Raw genomic sequence first — 25,733 nt, forward strand, 5'->3', positions numbered from 1 at the left:
CGGCCGTCGGCGGACGGGAAGAGCACCCCTGCGGCTGCCATCAACTCACGTCCGGAGTAAACGCTCTGTCGGTCCGTCACCGCTCCGACTCCCTCCTTCGATCCGGGCAGGTCGATCCGCCCGCTGCCCACCACGACACCCCACCCGCTCCGAACGGTTCCCCGCCGGTTACCGCGGCGAACCGGCGGTACCGGCGGTACCGGCGGTAGCGGTCCGTCCGGCGGTGAGGGGCGATCACTTCGGCGGGCCGCCGTGCGGTGCGGCTGGCGCGAGCGCGTCGACCGGTCCGCGTGGGTCCGCGTCGACCGGCGCGAGCGCGCCGAGCGCGGCCGCCGCCGCCCGGGCCATCCGCTCGTCGTGGCGGCCGGTGGCACCGCGCAGGCGTGCCCAGCCTTCGACGGCGGCCAGCGCGAGCAGGCCGGGGAGCAGGTCCGTGCTGCGTTCGGCGACCCAGCTGGTGCCGCGGGTGGCCATCCACCAGAGGTCGGCGACGGCGCCCGGGGGCGGGTCGACGGGACCGCCGGTGGGGGCCGGACCGAGCGGCCGGCCGGCGGCCGCGAGCAACTCGTGGAAGCCCCGGGCGATCAGCCGGTGCCCTTCGGCGCTGGGGTGGAGCCGGTCCACGCTCAGCAAGCCGCGCCGCGCCGTCCAGGGCAGGCCGGCGACGTGCAGGTGGAGGGCGTGGTGGCGCGCGGAGAGGGCGTGCACCACGGTGTTCACCGCGTCCATCCGGCGGGCCAGTGGCCGGGCCAGCGGCCGCGGCAGTCGCAGCAGCGTGCCCGGGTCGGGCAGGCACGCGGTGAGCACCAGGGCGCCGCCGCGGGAGAGTTCGCGGAGCGTGGTGTCCAGCTCCCGGGCGGTGCGGCCGATGTCGAACTCCGACCGCAGGGTGTCGTTGCCCCCGACCACCACGGCGGCCAGCCGGGGGCGCAGCACCAGCGCGGCGGGCAGCTGCTCGGTCGTCAGGTCGGTGGTGAGAGTCCCGCTCCGCGCGAGGTTGGTGAACTCGACGCCGACCCCCGGCGGAGCCAGTGAGCCGGAGAGCAGCGCCGCCCAGCCCCGCCAGCCGCCGGTGACCGGGTCACCGACGCCCTCCGTGAGGGAGTCGCCGAGGGCCACGAACCGCACCGGCTCGACGGCGCTCCCGGCACCCGCGTTCCGCTCCCCGCGCACGCTGCCCGGGGCTACCGCCGTCAGGGGCAGGGGCTCGTGGGTCACCGCCTCCGGGCGCGCCGTGCCCGGGAGCGTCTCGCCGCCCTCGTTCCCCACGACGGCCGTGCTCATCGTGCCTCCTCCGTCCCGGGGGCCGGGGAGACCGCCCGGTCCTGCACCCGCTCCCGGGCCCGGTCCTGGTCCTGCCCCCGGTCCGGCGTCCCGAGCGGGGCCGGCACCACGGCCGCCGCACGGTGCGCGGCGAGGAAGGCCGCCACGGCGGCGGGCCAGCCGTACTGTTCGGCCCGGGCGCGGGCGGCGGCGCGGCGCTCCTCCTCGGGGCGTGCGAGCAGCTCACGCGCCGCCCCCGCGAATCCCGCGCCGGTGTCGTCGGCCGCGAGACCGGCCGGGCCCACCAGGGCGGGCAGCGCCGAGGACCGGCTGACCGCGACCGGAGTGCCGCACGCCAGCGCCTCCAGCGCCGCCAGCCCGAAGGTCTCGACCGGTCCGGGGGCGAGCACCACGTCGGCGCAGCCGAGCAGCCGGGCCAGTGCGCCCCGCCCGGCCACGTGCCCGAGGAAGTGCACCGGCAGCCGGAGCCGCCCGGCCCGGGTGGCCAGCCGCGACCGGAGCGGTCCGGTGCCGGCCACCACCAGGACGGCCGGCAGCCCGCCCGAGGACAGCTCGGCGAGGGCGTCGACGGCGCGTTCGGGGTGCTTCTCCGCCGAGAGGCGGGAGCAGAGCACCAGCAGCGCCTGCCCCGGGTCCGCGTAGCGCGCCCGCTCGTCCGCCCGCTCGGCGGCCGTGAGGGGGCGCATGGCGGTCAGGTCCACCCCCAGCGGTGCCTGAGCGAGGTTTCGTACGCCCAGGCGGCGGAACTCGGCGGCCGCCCAGTCGGTGGTGCAGACCACGGTGTCGTAGGACCGGGCGGTGCGGAGGTTGAGCCGGTCGGCGGCCGCGGTGGCGAGCGGGCCGGGCAGGCCCCAGGTGCGGAGCAGCCCGGCGGCGCTCTCGTGCGACACCATGACCGAGCGCAGGCCGTGGCGCCGGGCCCAGCCGCCGGTCCAGCGCAGCGTCGTGCGGTCGGAGACCTCCAGTCGGTCCGGCGCCAGACGGGTCAGCTCGTGGGCGAGCGCCCGCCGGTCGGTGAGCAGCCGGTAGCCGCCGCTGCCGGGCAGCACCGGTCCGGGCAGGGTGACCACCAGCCCCTGCCCGGTCTCCTCCTCCGTCCGCCGCTCGCCGGGGACGACCAGCACCGGTGTGTGGCCGGCGGTCCGGTAGCCCTCGCCGAGGTGGCGCAGGGCCGTGCGCAGTCCGCCCGAGACCGGGGTGACGAAGTTCGCCACCCGGACGATCCGGAGCGAGGCTCCGTGGTCGGTCATGCCGGGAGCTCCTCCGCCACCGGGGCGCCCTCGGCGGGGCACGCCGGGGCGGCCGTCGGGGCCGCCCCCTCGCGGCCCGGTCCGGTCGCACCCGTGACCTCGGCCACCGCGGTGCCGCGGTGCTCGGCCAGCACCTCCGCGTAGTGCCGCAGCAGGAGGTCCCCGACCGCCTCCCAGGTGCGGGCCGTCACGTCCGCCCGCCCGGCCCGCCCGTAGGCGGCCCGCAGTTCGGCGTCGCCGGCCAGCGTGGTGACCGCCCGGGCCACCGCCGCGCCGTCCCTCGGCGGCACCAGCAGGCCGGTCCGGCGGTGGCCGACCAGGTCCAGCGGCCCCCCGGCGGCCGGGCCGATCACCGGGACCCCGCTGGCCATCGCCTCCTGGATGGTCTGGCAGAAGGTCTCCAGCGGGCCGGTGTGCACGAACACGTCCAGGGTGGCGAAACAGCGCGCCAGCTCCTCCCCGGTCCGCCGGCCGAGGAAGACCGCGCCGGGCATCGCGGCCTTCAGCCCCGGCGCGGACGGTCCGTCGCCGATCACCACCACCCGCACCCCGGGCAGCGCCGAGGCGCTCGCCAGCAGGTCGACCCGCTTCTCGGGCGCGAGCCGCCCGACGTACCCGACCAGCACCTCCCCGCCGGGCGCGAGGGCCCGGTGCAGCGTCTCGTCACGGTGGCGCGGGTGGAAGCGGACCGAGTCCACCCCGCGCGGCCAGAGCCGCACCCGCGGCACGCCGTGCGCGGTGAGGTCCTGTGCCGCGGGGGTGGAGGGCGCGAGGGTGCGGGCGGCGGCCCGGTGGACGGTCCGGATCCGGTGCCAGGCCGCGGCCTCGCCCAGCCCGCGGCCCGCGCGGTAGGCGTGCGCGTACCCGGCGAGGTCCGTCTGGTAGACGGCGACGGCGGGGACACCCAGCCGGGCGGCGGCCTGCATCCCGCGCGCGCCGAGCACGAACGGGCTGGCCAGGTGGACGATGTCGGGCCGGTGCCCGGCGACCGCGGCCGTCAACTGCCGGCCGGGCAGCGCGATCCGGACCTGCGGGTAGCCCGGCAGCGGGACGGACGGGACGCGGACCACGGGCAGCTCGGCCGCCCCCGTCCCGCCCCCGAAGACGTGCGGCGGGCACTCGGCCCCCCGCGCGGGTGCCGGGGTGATGACGAGCGGCTGGTGGCCCCGGCGGACCAGATGCTCGGCCGTCCGCAGCACGCTGTGGGCGACTCCGTTGACCTCGGGCGGAAAGGATTCGGTGACGATGACGACGCGCATGCCAACGTTCTGTCCGCATCCGGCGTGCAGGCGGCCAAAGGGATCTGTCGAACAAACGAACGCGGGTCGGCGATTGTGCCACCGACCCGCGTTTGCGCCCTCACCCGCCCGAAGCGCGGTGCGTCCGCCCTACCGGGCCGGACCGGCCGCCGTCTCCTTGAGCTCCGCGTAGGGCGCGAGCTTCCGGATCGACTCGATGCTCCTGATGCAGTCGTCCCGGCTCTCGTGCGGATCGCCCGTCACCACGACGGTGCCGTTGCTCGCCTTGAGCCGGAACCGGTGCATGCCGGTCTCGTCGGTGTACAGCTCGAACTTCCCTGCCATTGGGTCTTCACCTTTCGGTCCGGTAGCCCCCTCGCACCGCAACGTAGGCCCAAGTTCCCACCACCGCATGCCAGATGAGCCAGATGGGTCACCCCCTACCGCGATCGGGCCGAGAGTTTCAGGGCGGTGCTACTCGCGGGTCAGGATGCCGGTGGCCCGCGACGGGCCCCAGTCGAACAGGAGCGTGCCGTCGCTGCGCGGCTCCAGCACGAAGTCGCCGTTCACGCACGTCGTCCGGGTGTTGCGGGTGACCCTCTCGTGGCCGGTCAGCCGTTTCGGGAGGCGCTCGGTGAGCAGCCAGACCGTGGTGCAGCCGAGTGGTGAGTACTCGGCGTCCGCGAACTCCTCGCCGATCCGCGCGTCGCGGATCCGTACGAGGACGACGTACTTCTCGCGGCCCTGGGTGATGCTCCCGCGCCAGGTCCCGGCCCAGGGCCGTCGTGGCGGTGGCCACCGGGCCCGGAGCCGTCGACGCGTACGTGCTCGCCGCTGCCGCGGCGGCGGCCGGCCCGCCGGAGGACGCCGGGTGCGGGGAGTCGTTCCCCGAAAGCTGCCACCAGGTCAGGACGGCGGCGAGTCCCGCGAGCAGTGTCCCGAGGCCGCCGAGGACGGTGGACCAGTGGCCCAGCCAGGCCCGAACGGCTTGCTGCCGTGACCGCCCGGGCGGAGCGCCGGGTCCGCCGCCCGGTGTGTTCCCCGGCCCGCCACCGCCGCTCGGCCCGCCACCGCTGCCCGGCCCGGTCCCCGGCCCCGGGCCGGTACCCCCTGCCGTTGCCATCCCGACCACCCCCGGCGGCAGCGTTCCCGTCGCCGAAGGCTTGAACCGCGTGTCGCTCCCCGGTCGACGGCCGCCCGCTCGGTCGTCGCCCGCCCCGAGCGACTCCACCTCGCGGTTCGCGGGCGGCAACTCCTCCGGAGACCGGACCTCAGGCGCGCAGTTCCGGTGCCCTGTCGACGGCTCCGCTCGGGGGAGTGCTCGGCGGTTCGGCCATCGGTGCGGCGAGCGCCGTCAACCGCCGTTCGCAGGAGCGGCGTTGCACGACGGAGAGTCCCGCGACGGCGGCGCCGAGGGTGAGCCAGCCCGCCGGGCCGGCGGCCATCACCGCGCCGGTCAGCAGCAGCGGGCCGGCCGACTTCTGGACGGACTGGGCCATGCCGGCCACGCCCAGGTAGGAGGCCCGGGCCCGTTCGGGTGCCAGCGAGACGGCGAGCTCCCAGGAGCTCACCGACCGCATCAGCTCGGCGGCGGTGACCAGCATCGCCGCGACCAGCAGGGCGGCCGCCGCCGACCAGGCCCCGCCGCCGGTGCCGAGTGCCACGACCGCGCAGCCCGCCGACATCGCCACGCCGTACAGGGTGACCGCCGCCGCCGCGCGGTGCGGGCCCTCGGCGCGCGCGGAGACCCGGAGTTGGAGTACCACCACCAGGACGGTGTTGATCGCGAGGAAGGCGGGCACGAGGGCGTGCGGTGCCGAGGTGTGGTTCACCAGCCAGAGCGGAAGCCCGACGTTGAGCACCGAGTCGTCCAGGCTCATCGGGATGTCCAGGAGGACGAAGCGCAGGTACCCGCGGTCCCGCCACGGGCTGGGCGCCGGCTCCTGTGCCGGGGTGCCCGGCGTATCGGCCCGCGCCGCGACCCGGCCGCCGCCGCGCGGTTCCCGGGTGCGCCACACCAGGGCGGCGGTCACCGCGAAGGACAGCGCGTTGCCGAGGACCAGTGCCCGGTAGGCGTCGGTGGTGCCCACCGCCAGGCCGACCGCCGCGATGCCCGCGCCCAGCGCGTACCCGGCGTTGGCCGCGCTGCGGGTGAGTGCCTGGTAGGTGGAGCGCCGCTCGCCCGTCGACCGGGTGGCGAAGAGCATCTCCAGCGTCTTGGCCGCCCGCTCGCCCAGGGAGGTCACCGCCATCACGGCGAGCAGCGCGGTGAAGCCGTCGCAGACCAGCAGCAGGCCCATCGTGACGATCCGCACCAGGTGGCACCCGATCAGCAGCCCCCGGACGGGGAACCGTTCGGCCAGTTGCCCGGCCAGCGGGGAGCCGGCGATGCCCGCCACGGCGGCCACGCCCAGCAGCAGGCCGACCTGCCGCGCGTCCAGCCGGGTGACGAAGGTGAAGTACAGCACCGAGGCCGCGGCCCACACCCCCGTGCCGGTCCGGTCCAGGAACTGGGCGAGCAGCATGATCCGCCCGTCCCGTCCGCCCGGCGGCCGCCGCAGCTGCGCCAGTAGTCCGCCCCCGTGCTGTGCCATGACCCCTGCCCCTCGCCGTTCCGGTGTTCGGGGAGCAGCCTGCCGGACATGAATCTCGACGTCAAGATACTTGATGTCAACAGACCTCATGGGGGACTTGCGGGGAGCACCACCCGCCGCCCGGCCGACCTGTCGGACCTCGAAGCTAGGCTGGGAAGCCCGCTGTCCGCACCGCTCCGGAAGGCCCCGGCCGATGTACGCCCTGCACGCGCTCTGGCGAGCCGACGGCCGCCTCGCCCTCTGGGCGGAGGATGCCGCGGTGTACCGGGAGGGCCGCGCGGCGGCCGGCCGGAGTACGGCGGACGGCGCCCGGGCCGGCGCCCATCCGTTCGCCTGCGCGGCCGCCGACGTCGCGCGTCTGCTGGGCGCGATCGGGCCCGGTCTCGACTGGCTCGCCGGCCAGGGGGCGGAGCGCTGGACCGGCCTGCTGCTGCCCGCCCTCGGCGGCCGACCGGTGCCCTCGCCCGATCTGCCGGTCGGAGCCGCGCCGCGCGGGGTCACGCTCAGCCCCTGGCGGGTGCCGACCCTGCTGTTCGACGCCGCCGAGGCGGCCCAGCTGCTGGGTGCCCTGCACGACCCGCACTGGCCGGGCGCGACCGTCGAGCTCCCGGGCGGCGAAACCGTCGAGGTCGCGTACGGCGCCTCGCTGCGCTGGCTGTCCGCCGTCCACGACCTCGCCTGGCGGCTGGTCGGGCGAGGGCGGCTGCTGCCCGCGCTGGAGCAGGAGCGGCCGGGGGAGTGGTACGCGCGCTGGCGGCCCGCGCCGGACACCGCGGCCCGCCGGGAGCTCGCGGCCCTGGCCGCCGGCTGCCCCCCGGTCTGCCGCGCCGAGCACGCGCCCGGACCGCCCACGCCCGCACCGCCCGCGCCCGCAGCGCCCGGGTCCGGACAGCACACGCCCGGACCACGGACAACGGAGCCGGCGCCGGCCGGGCGCAGCGCCGTCGACCTGTCGACAGAACTGCTGGACACCCTGGTCGACCGCGAGGCCCGGGCCGCGCTCGCGGACCTCGAACCGCCCGCCGAGCCGTGGCTCGCCGCGCTCCACTCCGCCGACGGCCGGCTTCCCGAGCGCCCGCCCGCCGACCTGCCCGAGCGGCTCGCCGCCTGGTACGCCGCCCGGTCCCCGGACAGCCCGGTCCGGCTGAACCTGCGCCTCGGCGAACCGCTCGGGCCGGACCCGGACGACCCCGACGGCGGCGCCGTCGCCGACTCCTGGCGGCTGGACCTGCTGGTCCAGGCCGCCGACCGGCCGTCCCTGGTGGTCCCCGCCGCCGCGCTGTGGGCCGAGGACGAGGTGTACGCGGCCCTGGCCCGCACCGTCCCGGATCCGGCCGAGGCCTACCTGGCCGAGCTCGACCGGGCCGCCCGGATCCACCCGCCGCTGCGCACCGCCCTGCTGGACCCCCGCCCCACCGGTGTCGACCTGGACCGCGACGGCGCGCTGGACTTCCTGCGCACGGCGGCGCCGGCCCTTACCCGGGCCGGCTTCGGGGTACTGCTCCCGGCCTGGTGGCAGCGGCGCCCCCGGATCGGGCTGGCCCTCACCGCGGCTCCGGCAGCCACCCCCGGCGCGGTCAAGCGCACCGCGCAGATCGACCGGGACGCCGTACTGGCCTTCCAGTGGCAGCTCTCGCTCGGTGAAGTGACCCTCACCGAGCAGGAGTTGGCCGAGCTTGCGGCCGCCCAGCAGGGCCTGGTCCGGCTGCGCGGCCGCTGGATCGAGGTCGACCAGGCCCAACTCGCCGCTGCCGTGAGGTTCCTGGCCGACCACGGCAGCGGCACGATGGAGCCGGTCGAGCTGCTCCGACTGGCCGTGGACGACCGGGCCAGTGTGGACGGCTTCCCCGTCACGGCCGTCCATGCGACCGGGCCGATCGGCGACCTGCTGGCCGGTCGGCCCGGCGACGCCGACCGGACGCCGCAGCTGCCCGAGGCCTTCACCGGCACTCTCCGCCCCTACCAGCGAAGGGGGTTGGCCTGGCTGGACGCCCTCGGGCGGCTCGGCCTGGGCGCGGTGCTCGCCGACGACATGGGGTTGGGCAAGACCGTCCAGACCCTCGCCCTGCTCGCGCTGGAGCAGGAGCGCGGCGCGGCCGGGCCCACCCTGCTGGTCTGCCCGATGTCGCTGGTCGGCAACTGGCAGCGGGAGGCCGCCCGGTTCGCCCCCGGCCTGCGCGTGCACGTCCACCACGGCGCCGACCGCTCGGCGCCGGATCCGTCCGCCGACCTGGTGATCACCACCTACGGACTGGTCCAGCGCGACGTCGCCGACCTGCGGCGGATCCGCTGGCGGCGGATCGTCGCCGACGAGGCCCAGCAGGTGAAGAACCCGGCGGCCCGGCAGTCCAGGGCGCTGCGATCACTGCGCTCCGGCCCCCGGATCGCCCTCACCGGCACGCCCGTCGAGAACCGGCTGGCCGATCTGCACGCCGTCCTGGACTTCGCCAACCCCGGCCTGTTCGGCAGTGCGGAGTCGTTCAAGGAGCGTTTCTCGATCCCGGTCGAGCAGTCCGGCAACGCCGAGGTCGCTGCCCGGCTGCGGCGGTTGAGCGGTCCGTTCCTGCTCCGCCGGAGCAAGAGCGACCCGCTGATCGCCCAGGACCTCCCGGCCAAGCAGGAGTTCACCGTCCACTGCGGGCTCACCGCCGAACAGGCCGGTCTCTACCGGGCGGTGGTCGCTGATCTGCTGCGGCGCCTCCAGGGCATCCGGGGCGTGGAGCGCAAGGGGGCGGTGCTGGCGGCGATCGGCCGGCTCAAGCAGGTGTGCAACCACCCGGCCCAACTCCTCCACGACGGAACGGAGGTGGCCGGGCGCTCGGGCAAGGTCGAGCGGCTGGTCGAGGTGCTGGAGGAGGCGCTGGCCGAGGGGGACCGCGCGCTGGTCTTCACCCAGTACGCCGAGTTCGGCGCGATGCTCCAGCCGTACCTGAGCCGCCGCCTGGGCGGCGAGGTGCTGTACCTGCACGGCGGGGTGCCCCGGGGGCGGCGGGACGACCTGGTCGAGCGGTTCCGGGCCCCGGACGGCCCGCGGGTCTTCCTGCTCTCGCTCAAGGCCGGCGGCACCGGTCTGAACCTCTCCGCCGCCAACCAGGTGATCCACCTGGACCGTTGGTGGAACCCGGCGGTCGAGGACCAGGCCACCGACCGGGCGCACCGGATCGGCCAGCGCCGCGACGTGCAGGTCCGGCGGCTGGTCTGCGTCGGTACCGTCGAGGAGCGGATCGCCGACCTGATCTCCGCGAAGCGCGCGCTGGCCGACGCCGTGGTCGGCGGCGGCGAGCAGTGGCTGGCCGAGCTGTCCACCGAGCGGCTGCGCGAGCTGCTGACCCTGTCCGCCGACGCGATCGGGGAGTGACCCGCCGCCATGCCAGTACCGGATGACCGCCCGTTGACGGAGTCGCTCGACACCTTCTGGCAGGGCAGGGTCCCGCCGCCGATCGCGCCCGCCGACGCAGGCCCCGAAGCGGCCCCGGCTGTCGACGGGTTGGTCGCCTCCGGGATCACCGTGCGCGGCCGCCCGCTGGAGGCGCTGCTCGCCCCCGCGTACCGGCGGTTCACCGACACCGGCTGACCGCTCGGGCCGTGTTCCCGAACGACCGGCCAGGAGGTCCCGTTCCTCCCCCGCCGGACGAGCGGCCCCTCCCGATCCCAACCGCCCGGAGCGGCCCTCCCGGTCCCAACCGCCCGGAGCGGCCCTCCCGGTCCCAACCGCCCGGAGCGGCCCTCCCGATCCCAACTGCCCGGAGCGGCCCCCCGGGCCCCACCGCCCCGCCGGTGCCCGCGGTTCACGCCGTGGGCACCGGCCGGGCAGGCGGCAGGCCGGGCTACCGAGCCGTCAGCGGGTAGTGGTCGGAGAGGTCGTTGTAGGTGTAGCTCGTACCCCAACTGCTCACCGTCCACGGCGAGCTGTGGAAGCGGACCACCGTGTTGGTGTAGCGCGCCGGCCGGGCGTGGTCGGCCCGGTAGAGGACGTAGTCCAGGTCCTCCTTGGGCTCACCGGGGTAGCGGTAGGCGGCGATCGAGTTGTCGACCGTGTCGAAGGAGTTGGCCCAGCCGTCGCGGGTGTCGGCGGGCGCCACGTTCGCGTTGGTCAGGAGCGACGGGTACTCGCTGCCGTGCGAGTCGATGTTGAGGTCGCCCGCGATCAGCACCGGCTCGGCGGCCGGGATGTTCTTGCCGTCGATGAACGCCTTCATGGCCTTGAGCTGCGCCGCCCGGACCGCCGCGGGCTGCCCGGCCGAGCAGCCGGTGTCGGTGGACTGCAGGTGCGTGCCGATGACGTGCGTGCGCCGGCCGTTGACGTCCAGCACCGCGTAGACGAAGCCCTTGTTCGACCACCAGTCGCTGCCGCAGGCGTCCTTGAAGACGTACTGCTCCTTGCGCAGGATCGGCCACTTGCTGAGCAGCGTCACCCCGCCGTCCTCCGGGGTGGTGGAGGTGTAGCTGCCGCTGGTGGCGTCCCAGCCGGAGGTCGAGCGGCCGACCACGGGGGTGTGGTACGGGTACGCGGCGGAGGCCTGTGCGGTGAGCTGGTCGGAGGCGCTGTTGTCGAAGGCCTCCTGGAGCACGACCACGTCGTGGCCCTGGAAGACGTCGGCGGCCGCGATCGCGTTGGCCCGGTAGTCCTGGCCCCAGTTGGGGTACAGGTTCTTGCTCATCAGGAAGACGTTGTACGTCAGCACGTCGAGCGGCGCGACCGACGGGGTGGCGGCGCTCGCGGTCGGCTCGGTCACCGCCTGGGCGGCGGCGCAGGGGGCGAGCAGGGCGGCGGCGACGGCACCGGCGGCGGCGAGTCGCGAGGCCCGCCGGAGGGTGGTGGGAGTTGGCATGCGCGCAGTCAACGCGCTCCCGGCCACGTCCGGCAAGACGTTCGACAAGCAGTTTGTGAACTCATCGGTAACTCAAAGATGTCTGCTCAACTGGCTTTCCGGATCGTGGACTTGCCTGGACAACTTGTTCGGCCACCACATGTGCCGGTCCAGGTCCATGGTCAGCGCGGTGACCAGCACCGAGCGCACCACCAGGGTGTCCAGCAGCACTCCGAGTGCCACCGCGAAGCCGATCTCGGCGAATCCCACCACCGGCAGCGTCCCGAGCACCGCGAAGGTGCTGGCCAGGATCAGCCCGGCGGAGGTGATCACCCCACCGGTCGCGGCCAGTCCGGCCACCGCCCCCTGCCGGGTGCCGAGTTGGGCGGACTCCTCCCGCACCCGGGTCATCAGGAAGATGTTGTAGTCGATGCCGAGCGCGACCAGGAAGACGAAGACGAACAGCGGGAACGCGTTGTCCTGGCCCTCGAAGTGGAAGACGTGCTCGAAGAAGAACGCGCTGATCCCGAGCGCCGCCGCGTAGGAGAGCACCACGGTCGCGATCAGCACCAGCGGTGCGGTGACGGCCCGCAACAGCACCGCCAGGATCACCAGCACCACGCCGAGCACCAGCGGGATGATCGTCCGGTTGTCGTTGGCGGCGGCCCGTCCGGCGTCCAGGATCACCGCCGTGCTGCCGCCCACCTTGGCGTCGGCGTTCGGCACCGCGTGGACGGCGGCCCGCACCCGGTCCACGGTGTCCTTGGCGGCCTGGCTGTCCGGCGGGTCGGCGAGCGTGGCCTGGAACAGTGCCTGCCCCTCGTGGGTGGTCGGGGTCGACGTCCCGGCGATCCCGGGGGTCTCCTGCGCCACCGCGCGGACGGTACCGGCCTCGCCCGCCGCGCTGATCACGGTCAGCGGGGCGCCGGTGCCGCCGGGGAAGTGCTGCTCCAGCACCTGTTGGCCGACCACCGAGTCCGGCGTCCCGGTGAACGAGCCGGCCGTGCTCAGACCGGTGGCGTTCAGCGAGACCAGCCCGATGCAGCAGGCCCCGAGGGCCAGCGCGGTGCCGATCCACACCTTGCGCGGACGGCGGTTGATCCAGCCGCCGACATGGGCCCACCGGCCGGTCCTGGTCGGCTCCGGCGTCCCGTACGCGGGCTTGACCGGCCAGAACACCCAGCGGCCGACGACCACCAGCAGCGCCGGCAGCAGCGTCAGCATCGCGGCCAGGGCGACCAGCACGCCGATCGCGCAGACCGGGCCGAGGCCCCTGGTGGAGTTCATCTCGGCGACCAGCAGACAGAGCATCGAGGCGACCACGGTGGCCGAGGAGGCCAGGATCGCCGGCCCGGCCCGGTGCAGCGCGAACGCCATCGCCTCGTGCCGGTCCTCGTGCCGGCGCAGCTCCTCCCGGTAGCGGGCGGTGAGCAGCAGCGCGTAGTCCGTGCCGGCGCCCAGCACCAGGACGATGAGGATGCCGGCGCTCTGCGCGTTGACGGTCAGTCCGGAGTGCTCGGCGAGGAGGTAGATCACGGCCTGGGAGACGACGAGCGCGCCCGCCGCGGAGATCAGCGGCAGCGCCCAGAGCACCGGGCTGCGGTAGGTGAGCAGCAGCAGGATGATCACCACGCTGATGGTGGCGGCCAGCAGGGTGCCGTCGATGCCCGCGAACGCCTCGGCCTGGTCGGCGCCGACCCCGGCCGGGCCGGTGACGTGGGTGGCCATGCCCATGCTGTGGTCGGCGGCGGTCGCGCGCATGCTGTCCACCGCCGGACGCAGGTCCTGCCAGCCGCCGGTGCCGATGTCGACCGGCACGATCGTCTGCATCGCCTGGCCGTCGGCGGAGACCACCGGTCCGACCACCGGCCCCAGGACGTGCGGGGCGCTCGCGAAGGCCGTCGCGTCGCGGGCGGCCTCGACCCGGTCGGCGGGGGTGATCCCGCCGTCCCGCTGGTAGACCACCACGGCCTGCGCGGTGTCGACCGGTTGGAAGGCCCGCTGTTCGTTCAGGACGTGGGTGGACTCCGCGTTGCCCGGCAGCCAGCTGGACGCCTGGTTGTCCTCGGCGTCGGTGAGTTTGCCGGCCAGTGGCCCGGCCACCACCAGCAGCACCAGCCACAGCGCCAGGACCACCCACTTGCTGCGGCGGCCGCACGGCAGGGTGGCCAGCTTCCGGGTCGGGCTCATCGGAAACTCCCAGGGGCCTCGGGCGTCAGTCGTCCCAGCCTCCCACCGCTCCTGCTACCCGGCAGCCCGGGCTGAACCGGTCGGGGGGCGGCCCGTACCGGACCGGGCGGGGGCGGCCCGCCGGGCGTGGTCCGCGAGCCGCCCACGGCGCCGGAGCCCGGCGGCTACGCCGGTACGGCGGCCCGCGCGCGCAGCTCCTTCAGGACCGCGATGTCCCTCGCGTGCCCGGTGCCGTCACCGCCGTGCTTGCGGTCCGGGGTCTCCACCAGAAGCGGGACACCGGCTGTCGCGGGGTGCTCGAAGAGCTCGCGGAACGGCTCCGCCCCGATCAGCCCGGCCCCGATGTTGGCGTGCCGGTCCTTGCGCGCGCCGACGGCGTCCTCCGAGTCGTTGGCGTGGATCAGGCGCAGCCGGCCCGGCCCGGCGGCCGCGACCAGGGCGTCCAGCGCCGCGCCGGTGCCGCCCGGCGCCGCCAGGTCGTGACCGGCCGCGAAGGCGTGGCAGGTGTCCAGGCAGACCCCGACCCTCGGGTGGCCGTCCAGCGCGTCCAGGTACGCCGCCAGGTCCTCCATCCGGGAGCAGAGCGAGCTGCCCTGACCGGCTGTCGGTTCCAGCAGCAGCCAGGGCGCGTCCTCGCCGAGCGCGTCCAGCTCGTCCAGCAGCGGCCGGACGTCCGCGCGGACCTGGGCCATCGCCTCGGCCCGCCGGGAGCCGCCGCCCGGGGCGGTCCCGACCGCCGAACCGGTGTGCAGCACCACGCCCGCGGCGCCGATCGCGTGGCCGCGCAGCAGGGAGTGCCGTAGCGAGTCGGCCGAGCGTTCGCGGGTCGCCGCGTTGTCCGAACCGAAGTTGATCAGGTAGGGCGCGTGCACGTACGCCGGGATGCCCTGCTCGGCACAGGCGGTGCGGAACTCCGCGTCCTGGGCGGGGTTGCCCGGGGGAGTGGCCCAGCCGCGCGGGTTCGCCACGAACACCTGCACCGTCTCGGCACCGACCCGGCGCGCGTACGCGAGGCCCGTCCCGGCCAGTCCGCGGGCGGCCACCGGCACGTGGGCGCCGATCGGATTGCGGGCGGAGGCGGCGGGTACGGCCGCGGCGGGCGGCGCGGCGACGGCGGTGTTCATGACCCCGAGCATGCCACGCGGGCCGGCGGGCCCGGCGCCCGGACGGGTGCGGTCCGGACGGGCTCGCCCCGGCGACCGGCCACGGCCGGGCGCACGACAGGCCCCGGTACGCCCCGGTGGCCCCGATCCCGCTCCCCGCTACGGCCGGCGCGGTTCGCCCGGCCGGCCCGGACCGGCCGGACGCCACCCCGGCGTACCGCACACCCCGGCGTACCCGCCCGACGACGTGCCCGACCGCACCTCACCTCTCGCAACCGGGCGCGCCGACGTGCTGCCCGGCTCCCGCTGCCGCCACCGTGCCCGCCCCGCCCCACCGCCGCCCCACCCCATCGCCGCCCCGCCCCATCGCCGCCCCGCCCCATCGCCGCCCCACCCCGAGTCTCCCCGCCCACGGCCCCGATCCGTCGCCCCCCGCCCCGCCCCGACCCACCCCGCCGCCCCGCGCCACGCCGACGGCCCGCCCACCTGGCCGACGCCCCGTCAGTCCCGCAGCCCAGCCCTGGTGGCGGGCCCCCTCGCGCGCCCATAGCGTCGATTCGGCCGACACCCACCGGCCGTCATCTCCCGCACACTCCGTGTCACCGCGCCGGCGTCCCCGCGAGCGCGCGAGAAAGCAGGTCACCACTCATGCCCACGCGACGGGTCCACCACCTCGCCGCGGCCACCGCCGCCGCCACGACCGCACTCACCACCGCCCTGACCGCGCTCGGCGCCGCACCTCCGGCGCACGCCGCCGGGACGGTGCACCTCGTCCAGCCGGGCGAATCGATTCAGCAGGCCGTCGACGAGGCCGGCCCCGGCGACACCGTCCAGCTGCTCCCCGGCACCTACCGGGGCAGCGTCCGGATCACCACCCCGGGCCTCACCCTGCGCGGAGCCGGCCCGGACAGCGTGGTCGCCCCCGGTGACGCCGCCGACGGCAACGCCTGCGCCACCGCCGGCCACGGCCTCTGCGTGGTCGGGGCCGACGCCGGCCCGCTCACCGACGTGACGATCGAGGCCCTCGCCGTCACCGGCTTCCGCAAGAACGGCATCAACGCCTCCGGCACCGACCGCATGACCGTCCGCGCCGCCTACGTCCACGACAACGGCCAGCAGGGCATCAGCCAGGAGAAGTCCACCCGTGCCGTGATCACCGGCAACGAGTCGACCCGCAACGGCCAGTCCGGCGTCTTCCTCGCCAACGCGGTGGACAGCGAGGGCGGGGCCCTCACCACCGACGGCACCGTGGTCAGCGGCAACCTGCTCACCGACAACCGGATCGGCGTCACCGTCCGCCGGCTGCGCGACCTCAGCGTCGAGGCGAACGAGATCCACGGCAACTGCGGCGGTGTCTTCATCGTCGGCGACGAAGGGGTCCCCCGGGCCGGGGCGCTGAGCGTCAGCCACAACCGGGTCGTGGCCAACAACAGCTACTGCCCGCCCAACCCCCGCCTCGACGCCATCCAGGGCACCGGCATCCTGCTCACCGGCGCCGAGGACACCACGGTGGCCGGCAACGAGGTCACCGACAACGTGGGCGCCTCGCCGATGTCCGGCGGCATCGTGCTCTTCCGCAGCGTGGTCGGCGTGGCCAACGCCCGGAACACGGTCACCGGCAACCACGTGGTCGGCAACGGTCCGGCCGACCTCGCCGACCGCGACACCGGTACCTCCAACTCCTTCGCGCGCAACCAGTGCGCGGTCTCCGAGCCGGCCGGCCACTGCTGAGCCACAGGCCCCCACCCGCGGCCGCGGGGCTCCCCGGCCACCCGGCGAAGCCCCGGCTCCCCCGTACCCCGGCCCACCTCCCACCTCCCACCTCCCACCTCCCACCTGCAGAAAGACGGCACATGACCACCGCACCCGCCACCACCCCGCAGGCCGCGATGCGCCTGCGGGAGCTCGTCTTCGGCGCCGCCTGCGCCGCCGCCGTCCGCGCGGCCGCCAGGCTCGGGGTCGCCGACGCGCTCGGCGACACCCCGACCACCGTCACCGACCTCGCGGCCGCGCTCGACACCGAGCCCAAGCCGCTGCGCCGGCTGATGCGGGCCCTCACCTGCTACGGCATCTTCCACGAGACGGGCGACGACCGCTTCGAGCACACCGAGATGTCCCGCCTGCTGCGCGAGGACGCCCCGAACAGCCTGCGCTACATCTCCCTCTGGTGCACCGAGCCGTGGACGTGGGAGGCCTGGCCGAAGCTGGACGAGGCCGTCCGCTCCGGCCGCAACGTCTTCCCCGAGCTGTTCGGCAAGGAGTTCTTCGACTACCTGCACAGCGAGGGCGGGGACTCGGCCAAGGTCTTCGACAAGGCGATGACCACCTCCAGCCGGCAGTCCGCGGTCGACTTCGCCGAGTACCTCGACCTCACCGGGATCGACTCGGTGGTCGACATCGGCGGTGGCCAGGGCCATGTGCTGGCCAGCCTGCTGGAGAAGCACCCGGCCCTGCACGGCACCCTGCTGGACCTGCCCAAGGTGGTCGCCGGCGCCGACCCCCGGCTCCGCGACGGCGGCGCCTTCGCGGCCCGGGCCCGGCTGGTCCCCGGTGACTGCCGGGTCGACATCCCGGTCCACGCCGACCTCTACATCATCAAGAACATCCTGGAGTGGGACGACGAGAGCACCCGTCGCACCCTCGCCAACGTGGTCCTGGCGGCCCGTCCGGGCGCGCGCGTCGTCGTGGTCGAGAACCTGGTCGACGACAGCCCGTCGATGCGCTTCACCACCGCGATGGACCTGATGCTGCTGCTCAACGTCGGCGGCGCGAAGCACTCCAAGGAGAGCCTGGTGCGGCTGATGGAGGAGGCCGGACTGGACGTGGCCGACGTCCGCCCGGTCAACCCGTACCTGCACGCCTTCGAGGCCACCGTGCGCGGCTGACCGCCGCACCGCACCGAGCGACCGCCGGCCCCGCAGTGGGGACCGGCGGTCGCTCGGTGTCCGGGCTCACGCCTTGCGCGAGGACTCCAGGTGCGCGAAGACCACCACGTTGTCCAGGTAGTCCTTGCGCTTCTTGTCGTACACGCCGCCGCAGGTGATCAGCCGCAGCTGGGAGTCGGTGGTCTTCCCGTACACCTTCTGGTCGGGGAAGGCGTTCTTCGCGAAGGTCTCCACCGAGTCCACCACGAAGACGGCGACCGTGCCGTCGGCCCGCTGCACCTCGACCTTGTTGCCGGGGACGACCAGGCTGAGCAGCAGGAAGACCGCGGCGCCCTTGGCGGTGTCGACGTGTCCGGCCACCACGGCGGCGCCGCGTTCACCGGGCGAAACGCCGTCGCGGTACCAGCCGACCAGGTTCTTGTCCTCCGGCGGCGGTGCGTTGAGCTCACCGGTCGGGTTCAGCGTCAGCTCGGTGAAGGGCGCGTCGACGGCGATCTGCGGAATCCGCAGCCGGGTCGGCTTGGAGCGCTTCAGCGCGGGGGCCGCCGGCTTGGCGGCGGCCGCGGGCGAGGCCGCGCCACCCGGGGACGCGCTCGCGGTGGCGGCCGGGGGAGCGGCCTGGCCGGGTCCGGGATCGGACGCGGGCGCCAGGTCCACCGAGTTGTAGATCATCAGCAGACCGGCGGCCGCGGCGCCCATACCCACGCGCAGCAACCGGGACGTTCCAGTGGCCGGACCGGCCATCGTTCCACTCCTAGGTCATGCCGGTCGTCACCACCGGGCGGTGTTCGCTGTCCACGGGCGGCGCCTGCGGCCGCCGGGCACGGCGCCGCCCGCCCCGAAGAGGGGGGCCGGGGCGCCGCCGCACGTGCCCCCGCCGTGGCCACCACTGAGGACGGTGGCCACGGCGGGCAGGCTACGGAGAGAGCCCGGTCAGATCGCGGCGCCGCTGGTCCGGCGACCGCGCCGCAGCGCGATGGCGCCGGCGCCCAGGCCGCCGAGCAGCAGGACGGCGCCGGAGGCGAGGCCGCCACCGGACAGGGCGAGGCCGCCGCCACCGGTGTGCACGCCACCGTGCGGAGTCTTCTCCTCGGCCTTGTGCTCCTCGCCGGAGGGCGCGGAGGGCGCGGCCGGCGCGGAGGGCACGGACGGGGCGGCCTTGTCCTGCTTGTCGTCCCAGGTCTTCTGACCGTCGGGGGTGGCAGCCTTGTCCTGCTTCTCCTGCCAGGTGAGGTTCTTGTCGGCGGTGCCGTCCGCGTACGCGGCGGGGGCGGCAACGGTCAGGGCGGCGGCGACGGCCGCTCCGGCGAGCAGCGTGCGTGCAGAACGCATGGGGTGGGTCCTTCCGGCGCGGGCCGCGACTGCCGACACGTCGTCGGGCAAGGGGACTCGCGGAGTGCGCCTGAACCACCGTCATCCACCGCGGCGGCCGTTGCCACCGGAGGACGGCGGTGGCCGGTGTGGCGGTGCGCCCTTCGAGTGGACTCCTGGGCGGGTTCACCCGAGTGCCCCGGTGATCCGGGTGATTCGGTATCCGGGCCCGACCGGCGGCCCGGCTCAGTGCAGCTGCTGCACGCCCCCGCTGTCGCGGACGAAGACGGACCGGGTGTCGGTGGCCCGGTAGCGCTCCTTCAGGGTGAACGCGGCGGGCGTACCGGGCGCGGGCGCGTCCGGGGCCTCGTAGTAGAGGACGTACGTCTTCGCGCTGTCCGTCTGGCTCTCCAGCTGGAGCCAGCCGGTGAATCCGGCGGCCGGGAAGGTGCCGGTCGCGGTGACGGTCGTGGCGGAGGACGTCTGGCTGAACGCGAAGGCCGCGGTGCCGAGCTGGAGGCGCTTGTGCCCGCTCTCGTGCCAGCGGCGGAAGAGCGCGATCCACTCCTGCGGCCACGGGCCGCCCTCGGAGTCCGGAGGCATCCCGGCGCCGTCGATCCGGGAGAGGATGTCGTCCGCGTTCGCGACCACGGAGTCGAAGTCCCAGAGGTCGACCGCGAAGGTCATGTGCTCCTGGTCGGTCGCCCGGAACATGGGCTGGATGTGGAGTTCGAAGACCGGAGTACGCATCTCAGCCGTACACCTCCATCAGGACGTCCTTCAGGGCGACCTCCTGGAGCAGGCCGGGAGCCTCCTGGGGCCGGCCGTAGGGGTCGGGGGAGGGGAGGTACTGGAGCGTCAGCACGAGGTCCTCGGGGGCCGGGGCCGCCGCGAGGACGGCCGTGACGTCGAAGCGCGCGTTGCACTCGGTCGGGTGGTGGGGGTGCGGCCGGCCGCCTGCGGGGCGGTCGTCGGGGGCCGTCCGGTGCGACTTCCACATCGTGACGTAGCCGACGCCGTAGTGGTCGGCGAAGTCCGGGTCGTCGGCCCGGAACGCGACGTCGGCGGGGTGGACGTAGGCGCGCAGCACGTAGCTGCCGGCGACCGGGACCTTCAGGTCGTCGAGCCGGACCATCACCTTCCGCGCCTCGGCCGGCGGGGCGGCGAGGCTGAACTCGGCCCGGGAGTCGGCCCGCAGCGAGGCCGTGAGGCTCGGCGCGGACACCAGGCTCAGCGGCTGCGCCGCCAGCAGCCGGCGGACGACCGGCTGCGGGGTCGGCACGTCGAAGTCGGCCTTGAGCCGGTCGGTGAGTTCGTACCGGTAGCCCAGCGCCACGGTGTCGGCGAAGTCGGCCACCTTGTGCTTCTCCTGGGAGAGGAAGCCGCGCAGGTCGTGGTCGGGCGAGGTGGGGGCGGGGGATCCGTTGCGGCGCTGCCACTCGGCCCAGAGCAGGTCGATGAAGGCGTGGAAGCTGTAGTAGATCGGGTCCATCGACGCGGTGGACGGGTCCGCCATCAGGCCGCCGATGTAGTTGCCGTGCATGAAGTTGTGCGGGCCGAACTCCAGTCGCCCGAAGTCGCCTCCCGGGTGGGCCGCCGGGAAGCCGCCGAACTCGCCCTGGTCGGTCTCGGTGGTCACGATGTCCAGGGTGTCGGGCGGAAGTGCCGTGGCCACGGTGTTGCGGTCCTCGACGAGCCCGGGCAGCGAGAACGCGGCCGGGAACTTCCCCGTCGTCTCCGGGTGCAGCCAGTCCCAGTAGGGCAGCGTGACGTTCGCCGTGCGCGGGGGGTCGGACTCCTGCAGGAGCTTCTCGAAGTGGTACAGGTGCGAGCGGTGCCACGGCAGGAACAGGTCGTTGCCGTGCTCGCACGGGCCCACGAACATGTCGTTGTGCAGGGCGGCCTGGAAGTCGTAGCCGGTCTCGTCGTCCGGGTTCGCGGCGGACCGTGCGCGCAGGATCCCGAGGGCGTGGACGTAGTCGTCCAGCTCGGCCGGGCTGAGGGAGTTGATGTCGCGTCGGCTCGTGGTCATGGGGTCACCTCCGTTGTGCGGCACACCGTATGCGCACGGGGTGATCGCCCTGGTGAGCCGTGCGGTGCGGCGCGCTCCGCGCCAGCCGACCGGCGTACCGCCCGGCGCCGGATCGTCCGCCCCGGCGCTCGGCGATGCGCCGGTCCGCGCCCCTGGCCGCGGCACCGCCATCGGTGGTGACATGTACCCGACAAGCCTGCCGGATGGCACGCACGTGGGGGTGCGGCCCGTGACCGGTGGGCCGACGGAAGGAAATGCCCGTGACTGTACGCATGATGGCCGCCGGCGGTGCGGCGGTGGCAGCGCTGCTCGGCTCCTCGCTCACCGGCGTCGGCGGCGAGGCCGCCGCGACCGGCTGGAGCACGCCGCCGCCGGACAAGATCGTCATCGACGTGGCCACCGTCAACGGGTCCGGCTGCCCGGCGGGTACCGCCGCCATCGCCGTCTCCCCGGACAACACGGCCTTCACCGTCACCTACAGCGACTACATCGCGCAGGTGGGCGTCGGGTCGAAGCCCACCGACTTCCGGAAGAACTGTCAGCTCAACCTGAACGTCCACGTCCCGCAGGGCTTCACCTACGCGATCGCCGCCGCCGACTACCGGGGCTACGCGCACCTGGAGCCGGGGGCGTCCGCCGTGCAGAAGGCGAACTACTACTTCCAGGGCTCGCCCCAGACCACCTCGCTCAGCCACAAGTTCACCGGGGCCATCGACGACAGCTGGCAGGCGACCGACCGCGTCGCCGTGACGGCGCTGGTCTGGGCGCCCTGCGGGGAGCTGCGCAACTTCAACATCAACACCGAACTCCGGGTCAACGCCGGCACCTCGGACCCGACCAGGACCACCAGCTTCATGACCATGGACTCCACCGACGGCAGCATCAACACCGTCTACCACCTCGCCTGGAGGCAGTGCCCCTGACGCCGGACGCGCACGGCCCGGCGGGCCGCCTCCCGACCTGCGCCGGGGGCGGCCCGCCGGGCCGGTGGTACGCGGTGTCAGCTCGCGCCGCCGCGCTCCCACCGGTAGAACTCGTGCGCCATGGCGTCCTTGGGCCCCCGCCAGGTGGCCGGGTCGTAAGCCTGGACGTAGGCGGTGAGCCGGTCGCTGACGTCCCGGAACTCCGGGTGCTCGACGACCCGGGCGACGGCCGGGCCCGGCGGGCGGTCCGCCTCGATCAGGTGCAGGTAGACGTCGCCGAACTGAAAGAGGCTGCGCCCCGTGACGCCGATCAGGTGCGGGAGTTCGCCCCGGTCGGACTCGGCGAATACCTCGGCGATGCCGCCGGCGGCGTCCGGCTTCATCCGGGCGACGATCAGTGCGCGGTGCATCCGGTTCAGACCTCCCCCGCCTGCTTCTCGACCTTCTCGCGGATCAGCTGCATCTGGACCCGCGAGTTGCGGTTGATGTGGTTCACCATGCCGTCGTCGTCGACCGGCGCGGTGGGCTTCATCGCGAAGTCCTGCACCCAGCGCATCCTGGTGCCGGCCGGGACCTCCGCGTACTCCCAGCGGATGTCCATGAACTCGAACGGCCCGGGCTCGACCCGGCGGGCGCGCACCGCGAGCGAGGCCCGGTCGGTGGTGCGCTCGGAGACCCAGCTCCACACCTGGCCGTTCTCGTCCGGGTGCATGGTCAGCCGGAACCGCACGCTGTCGCCGTCGCGCTGCAGCACCTCGACCGAGGCGTACTCGCTGAACAGCTGCGGCCAGTTCTCCAGGTCGTTGGTGACTTCCCAGACCAGGTCGAGCGGGGCGGCGATGACGATCTCGTTGTCCGTGTGTCCGGGCATCTCAGGCACCGGCCTTCGTGGCGAACGAGGAGTTCACCAGGTCGAGGAACTCGGCCGGCGTCTTCGCCGACTCCGCTCCGTTGGTGACCTTCACGCCGTGTCGGTTCTCCAGCTCGCCGACCACGCCGAGCAGACCGAGGGAGTCCACGCCGAAGTCGTCGAAGCTGGCGCCCGGGCGCTCCAGGTCGAGCGGGTCGATCACCACGCCGGCCCGCGCCTGGATCAGCGCGGCCAGTTCGGGATGGCTGAGGGTGTTGCTCACGGGATGTTCCCTTCAGTTCGTTGCCAGAGCAGTGGTTCGGTCAGGCCCGGTCCCCACGCCGGAGCACCAGCGCGGAGTTGGAGCCCATCAGCCCGCGGCTGAGCACCAGCGCGGTGCGCAGCTCGGCCGGGCGGGCGCGGCCGGTCACCAGGGCGAGGTCGTGGCAGACCTCGGTGACGTTGGGGGTGGGCGGCACCACGCCGTCCTCCATGGCGAGCACCGCGGCGGCGGTGTCCAGCAGGGGTGCGCCGCAGTACGCCCGGCCGGTGCCCGCCTTCGGGGCGGTCACCGGTACCCGCTCGGCGTACGGGCCCAGGGCGTCGGCCAGGGCCAGCGCCTCGGCGCGGTCGGCGGCCGGGACGCCGAGGGCGTCGGCGAAGACCACGTCGACCTCCTCCGGGGCGATCCGGGCCTGGTCGAGCGCGATCCGGACGGCGTTGGCCAGCCCCTCGCGGGACTCCTCCCAGCGGGAGGCGCCGGTGAACGTGGCGCCGTGCCCGGCCAGGTACGCCCGGACGGTCGCGCCGCGCCGGCGGGCCGTCTCCTCGTCCTCCAGCAGCAGCATCGCGCCGCCCTCGGCGGGGGCGAAGCCGTTGGCGGCGGCGGAGAACGGCAGGTAGGCCCGGTCCGGCCGGTCGTCGAGGCTGAGCTCGGGGTAGCCGAGCTGGCAGACCATCGAGTACGGCGCCAGCGGGGCCTCGGCCGCGCCGGCCACCACCGCGTCGGTGCCGCGCTCGATGGCCCGGGCGGCGTGCGCGAGGGCGTCCAGGCCGCCGGCCTCGTCGCTGGCGACCACCCCGCACGGGCCCTTGTAGCCGCCCCGGATCGAGACCTGGCCGGTGCTGGCCGCGTAGAACCACGCGATGGACTGGTAGGGGCCGACGAACTGTGGCCCCTGGCCCCAGAGTTGCTGCAGTTCGCGCTGGCCGAACTCGCCGCCGCCGGAGCCGGCCGCGGTCACCACGCCCACCCCGAACGGCTGGTCGGGGTCGGGAACGAACCCGGCGTCCGCCACCGCCAGGTCGGCGGCGGCCATCGCGTAGTGCGTGAAGCGGTCGGTCTGCACCAGGTAGCGGCTGTCGATCACGGACTGCGGGTCGAAGTCCCGTACCTGGCCGGCGACGCGCAGCGGAAAGTCCGCGCAGCCCTCGCGGGATATCCGGTCGAGGACGCTCACGCCCTGCCTGGTGGCCTTCCAGAAGGCGTCGGCCCCCACACCGTTCGGCGCGACCACGCCGAGGCCGGTGACCACCGCCCGGCGGCCCTGCTGACGTGACGTCATGGATCTCACCCCGTTCTGTTGAGCACGACGGCGGACTGGAATCCGCCGAATCCGCTGCCGACCGACAGGATGTGCCGGAGGGGCAGCTCGCGCGCGGTGCGCGGCACGTAGTCGAGGTCGCACTCCGGGTCCGGAGTCTCGTAGTTGGCGGTCGGCGGTACCACGCCGTGGGCCAGTGCGAGGGTGCAGGCGACCACCTCGATCGCGCCGATCGCGCCGAGCGAGTGCCCGACCATCGACTTGATCGAGCTCATCGGCGTCCGGTACGCGTGCTCACCGAGCGAGCGCTTGACGGCCGCCGTCTCGTGCCGGTCGTTCTGTTTGGTGCCCGAGCCGTGCGCGTTGACGTAGTCGACGTCGGTGCGGTCCACCCGGGCGTGGGCGAGCGACTCGTCGATCGCCCGGGACATCTCCAGCCCCTCCTGGGTGAGGCCGGTCATGTGGTACGCGTTGCCGAAGGTCGCGAAGCCGCCGATCTCGCCGTAGATCCGGGCCCCGCGCCGCCGGGCGTGCTCCAGCTCCTCCAGCACCAGGACGGCGCCGCCCTCGCCGAGCACGAAGCCGTCGCGGTGGGCGTCGAAGGGGCGGGAGGCGTGCTCCGGGTCGTCGTTGCGTTCGCTGGTGGCCTTGATGGCGTCGAAGCAGGCGACGGTGATCGGTGAGATCGGCGAGTCGGAGGCGCCGGTGACGCAGATGTCGGCGCGCCCCTCCTCGACCGCCTGGAAGGCGTAGCCGATCGCGTCCAGTCCGGAGGTGCACCCGGTGGAGACGGTCTGCACCGGGCCGTGCGCACCGGTGCGCTCGGCGACCGCGGAGGCCAGCGTGCTGGGTGCGAAGGCGCGGTGCAGCTGCGGCTCGGCTCGTCGGTGGTCCACGTCCCAGCGCGCGCCGCCGGCGCTGACCAGGGCGTAGTCGTGCTCCAGCCGGGTGGTGCCGCCGACGGCGGTGCCGAGCGAGACGCCGATCCGCCACGGGTCCTCCGCGGCCAGGTCCAGGCCCGAGTCGGCGATCGCCTCGTCCGCCGCCACCATGGCGAACTGCACGTAGCGGTCGGCCCGTTGGACGTCCTCCGGGCTCAACCCGTGCGCCGCCGGGTCGAAGTCGCACTCGGCGGCGATCCGGGAGCGGAATCCGGTGGGATCGAAGAGCGTGATGCCCCTGGTCGCCGTCCGGCCGGAGGTGAGCAGTTGCCAGAAGGCCGGTACGCCCACGCCGCCGGGCGCGACCACACCGATCCCCGTGACGGCGACCCGCCGGGTCACGAAGCCACCTTGGCGTGTTCCGGCGGACCGGAGGTCACCGCTCCCTCGGTCTCCTCGGTGTCGACGTGGCCGAGCTCCGGGCGGGGGGCGAGCGGGCCGAGGTGGAAGACCATCCGGGCCTCGGTGTCGCCGACGTTGCGGAAGCGGTGGCGCATGTCGATCGGGATCATCAGGCCCTGGTCGGGCCGGAGCGAGTGGGTCACCCCGTCCAGGTCCACCTCCAGTTCGCCGGCGACCACGAAGACGAACTCCTCGGAGTACGGGTGGTAGTGCTCGCCGATCCGCTCGCCGGGCTGCACGATGGCCAGGCCCATGAAGCCGCTGGTGGCGCCGCAGGTGGTCGGGGTGAGCATGGCGCGCAGGTCGCCGCCGCGCCGGCGGTTCTCCGGCGCCTCGTCGACGTGCACGATCCGTGGGTACTGCGTGGACATGGTT

General features: G+C 74.6%; 23 protein-coding genes. 5 read left to right on the top strand and 18 right to left on the bottom strand.

From position 1 onward, the window contains the following. Positions 1 to 234: 234 nt before the first annotated feature. The 5 genes from ABZ495_RS14625 to ABZ495_RS14645 form a co-directional block, all read right to left on the bottom strand. On the bottom strand, positions 235 to 1,284 hold the full coding sequence (locus ABZ495_RS14625) for an SGNH/GDSL hydrolase family protein (protein ID WP_359836015.1): 1,050 nt from the start codon (positions 1,282 to 1,284) through the stop codon (positions 235 to 237). Next, positions 1,281 to 2,534 (bottom strand): glycosyltransferase, encoded by a 1,254-nt coding sequence (locus tag ABZ495_RS14630; RefSeq protein WP_359836017.1) that lies wholly within the window; start codon positions 2,532 to 2,534, stop codon positions 1,281 to 1,283. Before ABZ495_RS14630 ends, ABZ495_RS14625 begins: the two co-directional genes overlap by 4 nt. After that, positions 2,531 to 3,793 (bottom strand): glycosyltransferase family 1 protein, encoded by a 1,263-nt coding sequence (locus ABZ495_RS14635; protein WP_359836019.1) that lies wholly within the window; start codon positions 3,791 to 3,793, stop codon positions 2,531 to 2,533. The genes ABZ495_RS14630 and ABZ495_RS14635 overlap by 4 nt, the downstream gene beginning before the upstream one ends. A gap of 129 nt (positions 3,794 to 3,922) precedes the next feature. Further along, the gene (locus ABZ495_RS14640; protein WP_329490958.1) at positions 3,923 to 4,117 is read right to left on the bottom strand and encodes a DUF1508 domain-containing protein; all 195 of its coding nucleotides are present in this window, start codon (positions 4,115 to 4,117) and stop codon (positions 3,923 to 3,925) included. A gap of 926 nt (positions 4,118 to 5,043) precedes the next feature. Continuing rightward, positions 5,044 to 6,366 (bottom strand): MFS transporter, encoded by a 1,323-nt coding sequence (locus tag ABZ495_RS14645; RefSeq protein WP_359836021.1) that lies wholly within the window; start codon positions 6,364 to 6,366, stop codon positions 5,044 to 5,046. A gap of 193 nt (positions 6,367 to 6,559) precedes the next feature. On the opposite strand from ABZ495_RS14645, the gene ABZ495_RS14650 reads away from it, so the two are divergent. Both ABZ495_RS14650 and ABZ495_RS14655 read left to right on the top strand, forming a co-directional pair. Next, positions 6,560 to 9,724, top strand: a complete 3,165-nt coding sequence (locus ABZ495_RS14650) for a DEAD/DEAH box helicase (RefSeq protein ID WP_359836023.1) — start codon at positions 6,560 to 6,562, stop codon at positions 9,722 to 9,724. A 9-nt stretch (positions 9,725 to 9,733) separates the two neighbouring features. Continuing rightward, a complete protein-coding gene (locus ABZ495_RS14655) occupies positions 9,734 to 9,940 on the top strand; it encodes a hypothetical protein (protein WP_359806202.1) in 207 nt (68 codons plus the stop codon). A gap of 253 nt (positions 9,941 to 10,193) precedes the next feature. Here the strand turns inward: ABZ495_RS14655 and sph are convergent, their stop codons facing one another. The 3 genes from sph to ABZ495_RS14670 all read right to left on the bottom strand — a co-directional run bounded on the left by sph (position 10,194) and on the right by ABZ495_RS14670 (position 14,491). Then, positions 10,194 to 11,198 (bottom strand): sphingomyelin phosphodiesterase, encoded by a 1,005-nt coding sequence (sph, locus tag ABZ495_RS14660; protein WP_359836025.1) that lies wholly within the window; start codon positions 11,196 to 11,198, stop codon positions 10,194 to 10,196. Positions 11,199 to 11,270: 72 nt separating this feature from the next. After that, the gene (locus ABZ495_RS14665; protein WP_359836027.1) at positions 11,271 to 13,367 is read right to left on the bottom strand and encodes an MMPL family transporter; all 2,097 of its coding nucleotides are present in this window, start codon (positions 13,365 to 13,367) and stop codon (positions 11,271 to 11,273) included. Between the two features lie 164 nt (positions 13,368 to 13,531). Then, complete coding sequence (locus tag ABZ495_RS14670) at positions 13,532 to 14,491, bottom strand: deoxyribonuclease IV (protein ID WP_329490965.1); 960 nt, start codon at positions 14,489 to 14,491, stop codon at positions 13,532 to 13,534. A gap of 627 nt (positions 14,492 to 15,118) precedes the next feature. Here ABZ495_RS14670 and ABZ495_RS14675 point away from each other — a divergent pair. Both ABZ495_RS14675 and ABZ495_RS14680 read left to right on the top strand, forming a co-directional pair. After that, complete coding sequence (locus ABZ495_RS14675; protein WP_359806196.1) at positions 15,119 to 16,201, top strand: right-handed parallel beta-helix repeat-containing protein; 1,083 nt, start codon at positions 15,119 to 15,121, stop codon at positions 16,199 to 16,201. 122 nt (positions 16,202 to 16,323) lie between these two features. Next, the gene (locus ABZ495_RS14680) at positions 16,324 to 17,355 is read left to right on the top strand and encodes a methyltransferase (RefSeq protein WP_329490967.1); all 1,032 of its coding nucleotides are present in this window, start codon (positions 16,324 to 16,326) and stop codon (positions 17,353 to 17,355) included. A gap of 66 nt (positions 17,356 to 17,421) precedes the next feature. Here the strand turns inward: ABZ495_RS14680 and ABZ495_RS14685 are convergent, their stop codons facing one another. The 4 genes from ABZ495_RS14685 to ABZ495_RS14700 form a co-directional block, all read right to left on the bottom strand. After that, complete coding sequence (locus ABZ495_RS14685; RefSeq protein WP_359836028.1) at positions 17,422 to 18,099, bottom strand: class F sortase; 678 nt, start codon at positions 18,097 to 18,099, stop codon at positions 17,422 to 17,424. Positions 18,100 to 18,288: 189 nt separating this feature from the next. Beyond that, on the bottom strand, positions 18,289 to 18,687 hold the full coding sequence (locus ABZ495_RS14690) for a hypothetical protein (RefSeq protein ID WP_352297482.1): 399 nt from the start codon (positions 18,685 to 18,687) through the stop codon (positions 18,289 to 18,291). A 225-nt stretch (positions 18,688 to 18,912) separates the two neighbouring features. Continuing rightward, positions 18,913 to 19,416 carry a hypothetical protein gene (locus tag ABZ495_RS14695; RefSeq protein WP_359836030.1) on the bottom strand — a complete coding sequence of 168 codons (504 nt, stop codon included), beginning with the start codon at positions 19,414 to 19,416 and terminating at the stop codon, positions 18,913 to 18,915. Between the two features lies 1 nt (position 19,417). Continuing rightward, positions 19,418 to 20,698: a tyrosinase family protein gene (locus tag ABZ495_RS14700; RefSeq protein ID WP_359836032.1), complete on the bottom strand. Its 1,281-nt coding sequence runs from the start codon at positions 20,696 to 20,698 to the stop codon at positions 19,418 to 19,420. A 254-nt stretch (positions 20,699 to 20,952) separates the two neighbouring features. On the opposite strand from ABZ495_RS14700, the gene ABZ495_RS14705 reads away from it, so the two are divergent. Next, entirely contained in the window at positions 20,953 to 21,621 is a 669-nt protein-coding gene (locus ABZ495_RS14705) for a DUF4360 domain-containing protein (protein WP_359836034.1), read from the top strand. Between the two features lie 77 nt (positions 21,622 to 21,698). On the opposite strand, the gene ABZ495_RS14710 is transcribed toward ABZ495_RS14705, so the two are convergent. From ABZ495_RS14710 to ABZ495_RS14735, 6 genes are read right to left on the bottom strand one after another with little or no spacing between them, the layout of a single operon-like run. After that, positions 21,699 to 22,031, bottom strand: coding sequence for a TcmI family type II polyketide cyclase (locus ABZ495_RS14710; RefSeq protein ID WP_352297475.1), 333 nt, complete (start codon positions 22,029 to 22,031; stop codon positions 21,699 to 21,701). Between the two features lie 5 nt (positions 22,032 to 22,036). Beyond that, positions 22,037 to 22,492: an SRPBCC family protein gene (locus tag ABZ495_RS14715; protein WP_329490974.1), complete on the bottom strand. Its 456-nt coding sequence runs from the start codon at positions 22,490 to 22,492 to the stop codon at positions 22,037 to 22,039. A gap of 1 nt (position 22,493) precedes the next feature. Continuing rightward, a complete protein-coding gene (locus tag ABZ495_RS14720; RefSeq protein ID WP_329490975.1) occupies positions 22,494 to 22,754 on the bottom strand; it encodes an acyl carrier protein in 261 nt (86 codons plus the stop codon). Positions 22,755 to 22,794: 40 nt separating this feature from the next. Beyond that, positions 22,795 to 24,036: a beta-ketoacyl synthase N-terminal-like domain-containing protein gene (locus tag ABZ495_RS14725; protein WP_329490976.1), complete on the bottom strand. Its 1,242-nt coding sequence runs from the start codon at positions 24,034 to 24,036 to the stop codon at positions 22,795 to 22,797. A gap of 5 nt (positions 24,037 to 24,041) precedes the next feature. Beyond that, entirely contained in the window at positions 24,042 to 25,298 is a 1,257-nt protein-coding gene (locus ABZ495_RS14730) for a beta-ketoacyl-[acyl-carrier-protein] synthase family protein (protein ID WP_329490977.1), read from the bottom strand. Continuing rightward, a complete protein-coding gene (locus ABZ495_RS14735) occupies positions 25,295 to 25,729 on the bottom strand; it encodes a cupin domain-containing protein (protein ID WP_329490978.1) in 435 nt (144 codons plus the stop codon). Before ABZ495_RS14735 ends, ABZ495_RS14730 begins: the two co-directional genes overlap by 4 nt. Between the last annotated feature and the right edge of the window lie 4 nt (positions 25,730 to 25,733).

It is taken from the genome of Kitasatospora sp. NPDC005748 (assembly GCF_040630735.1).
Taxonomy (GTDB): Bacteria; Actinomycetota; Actinomycetes; order Streptomycetales; family Streptomycetaceae; genus Kitasatospora.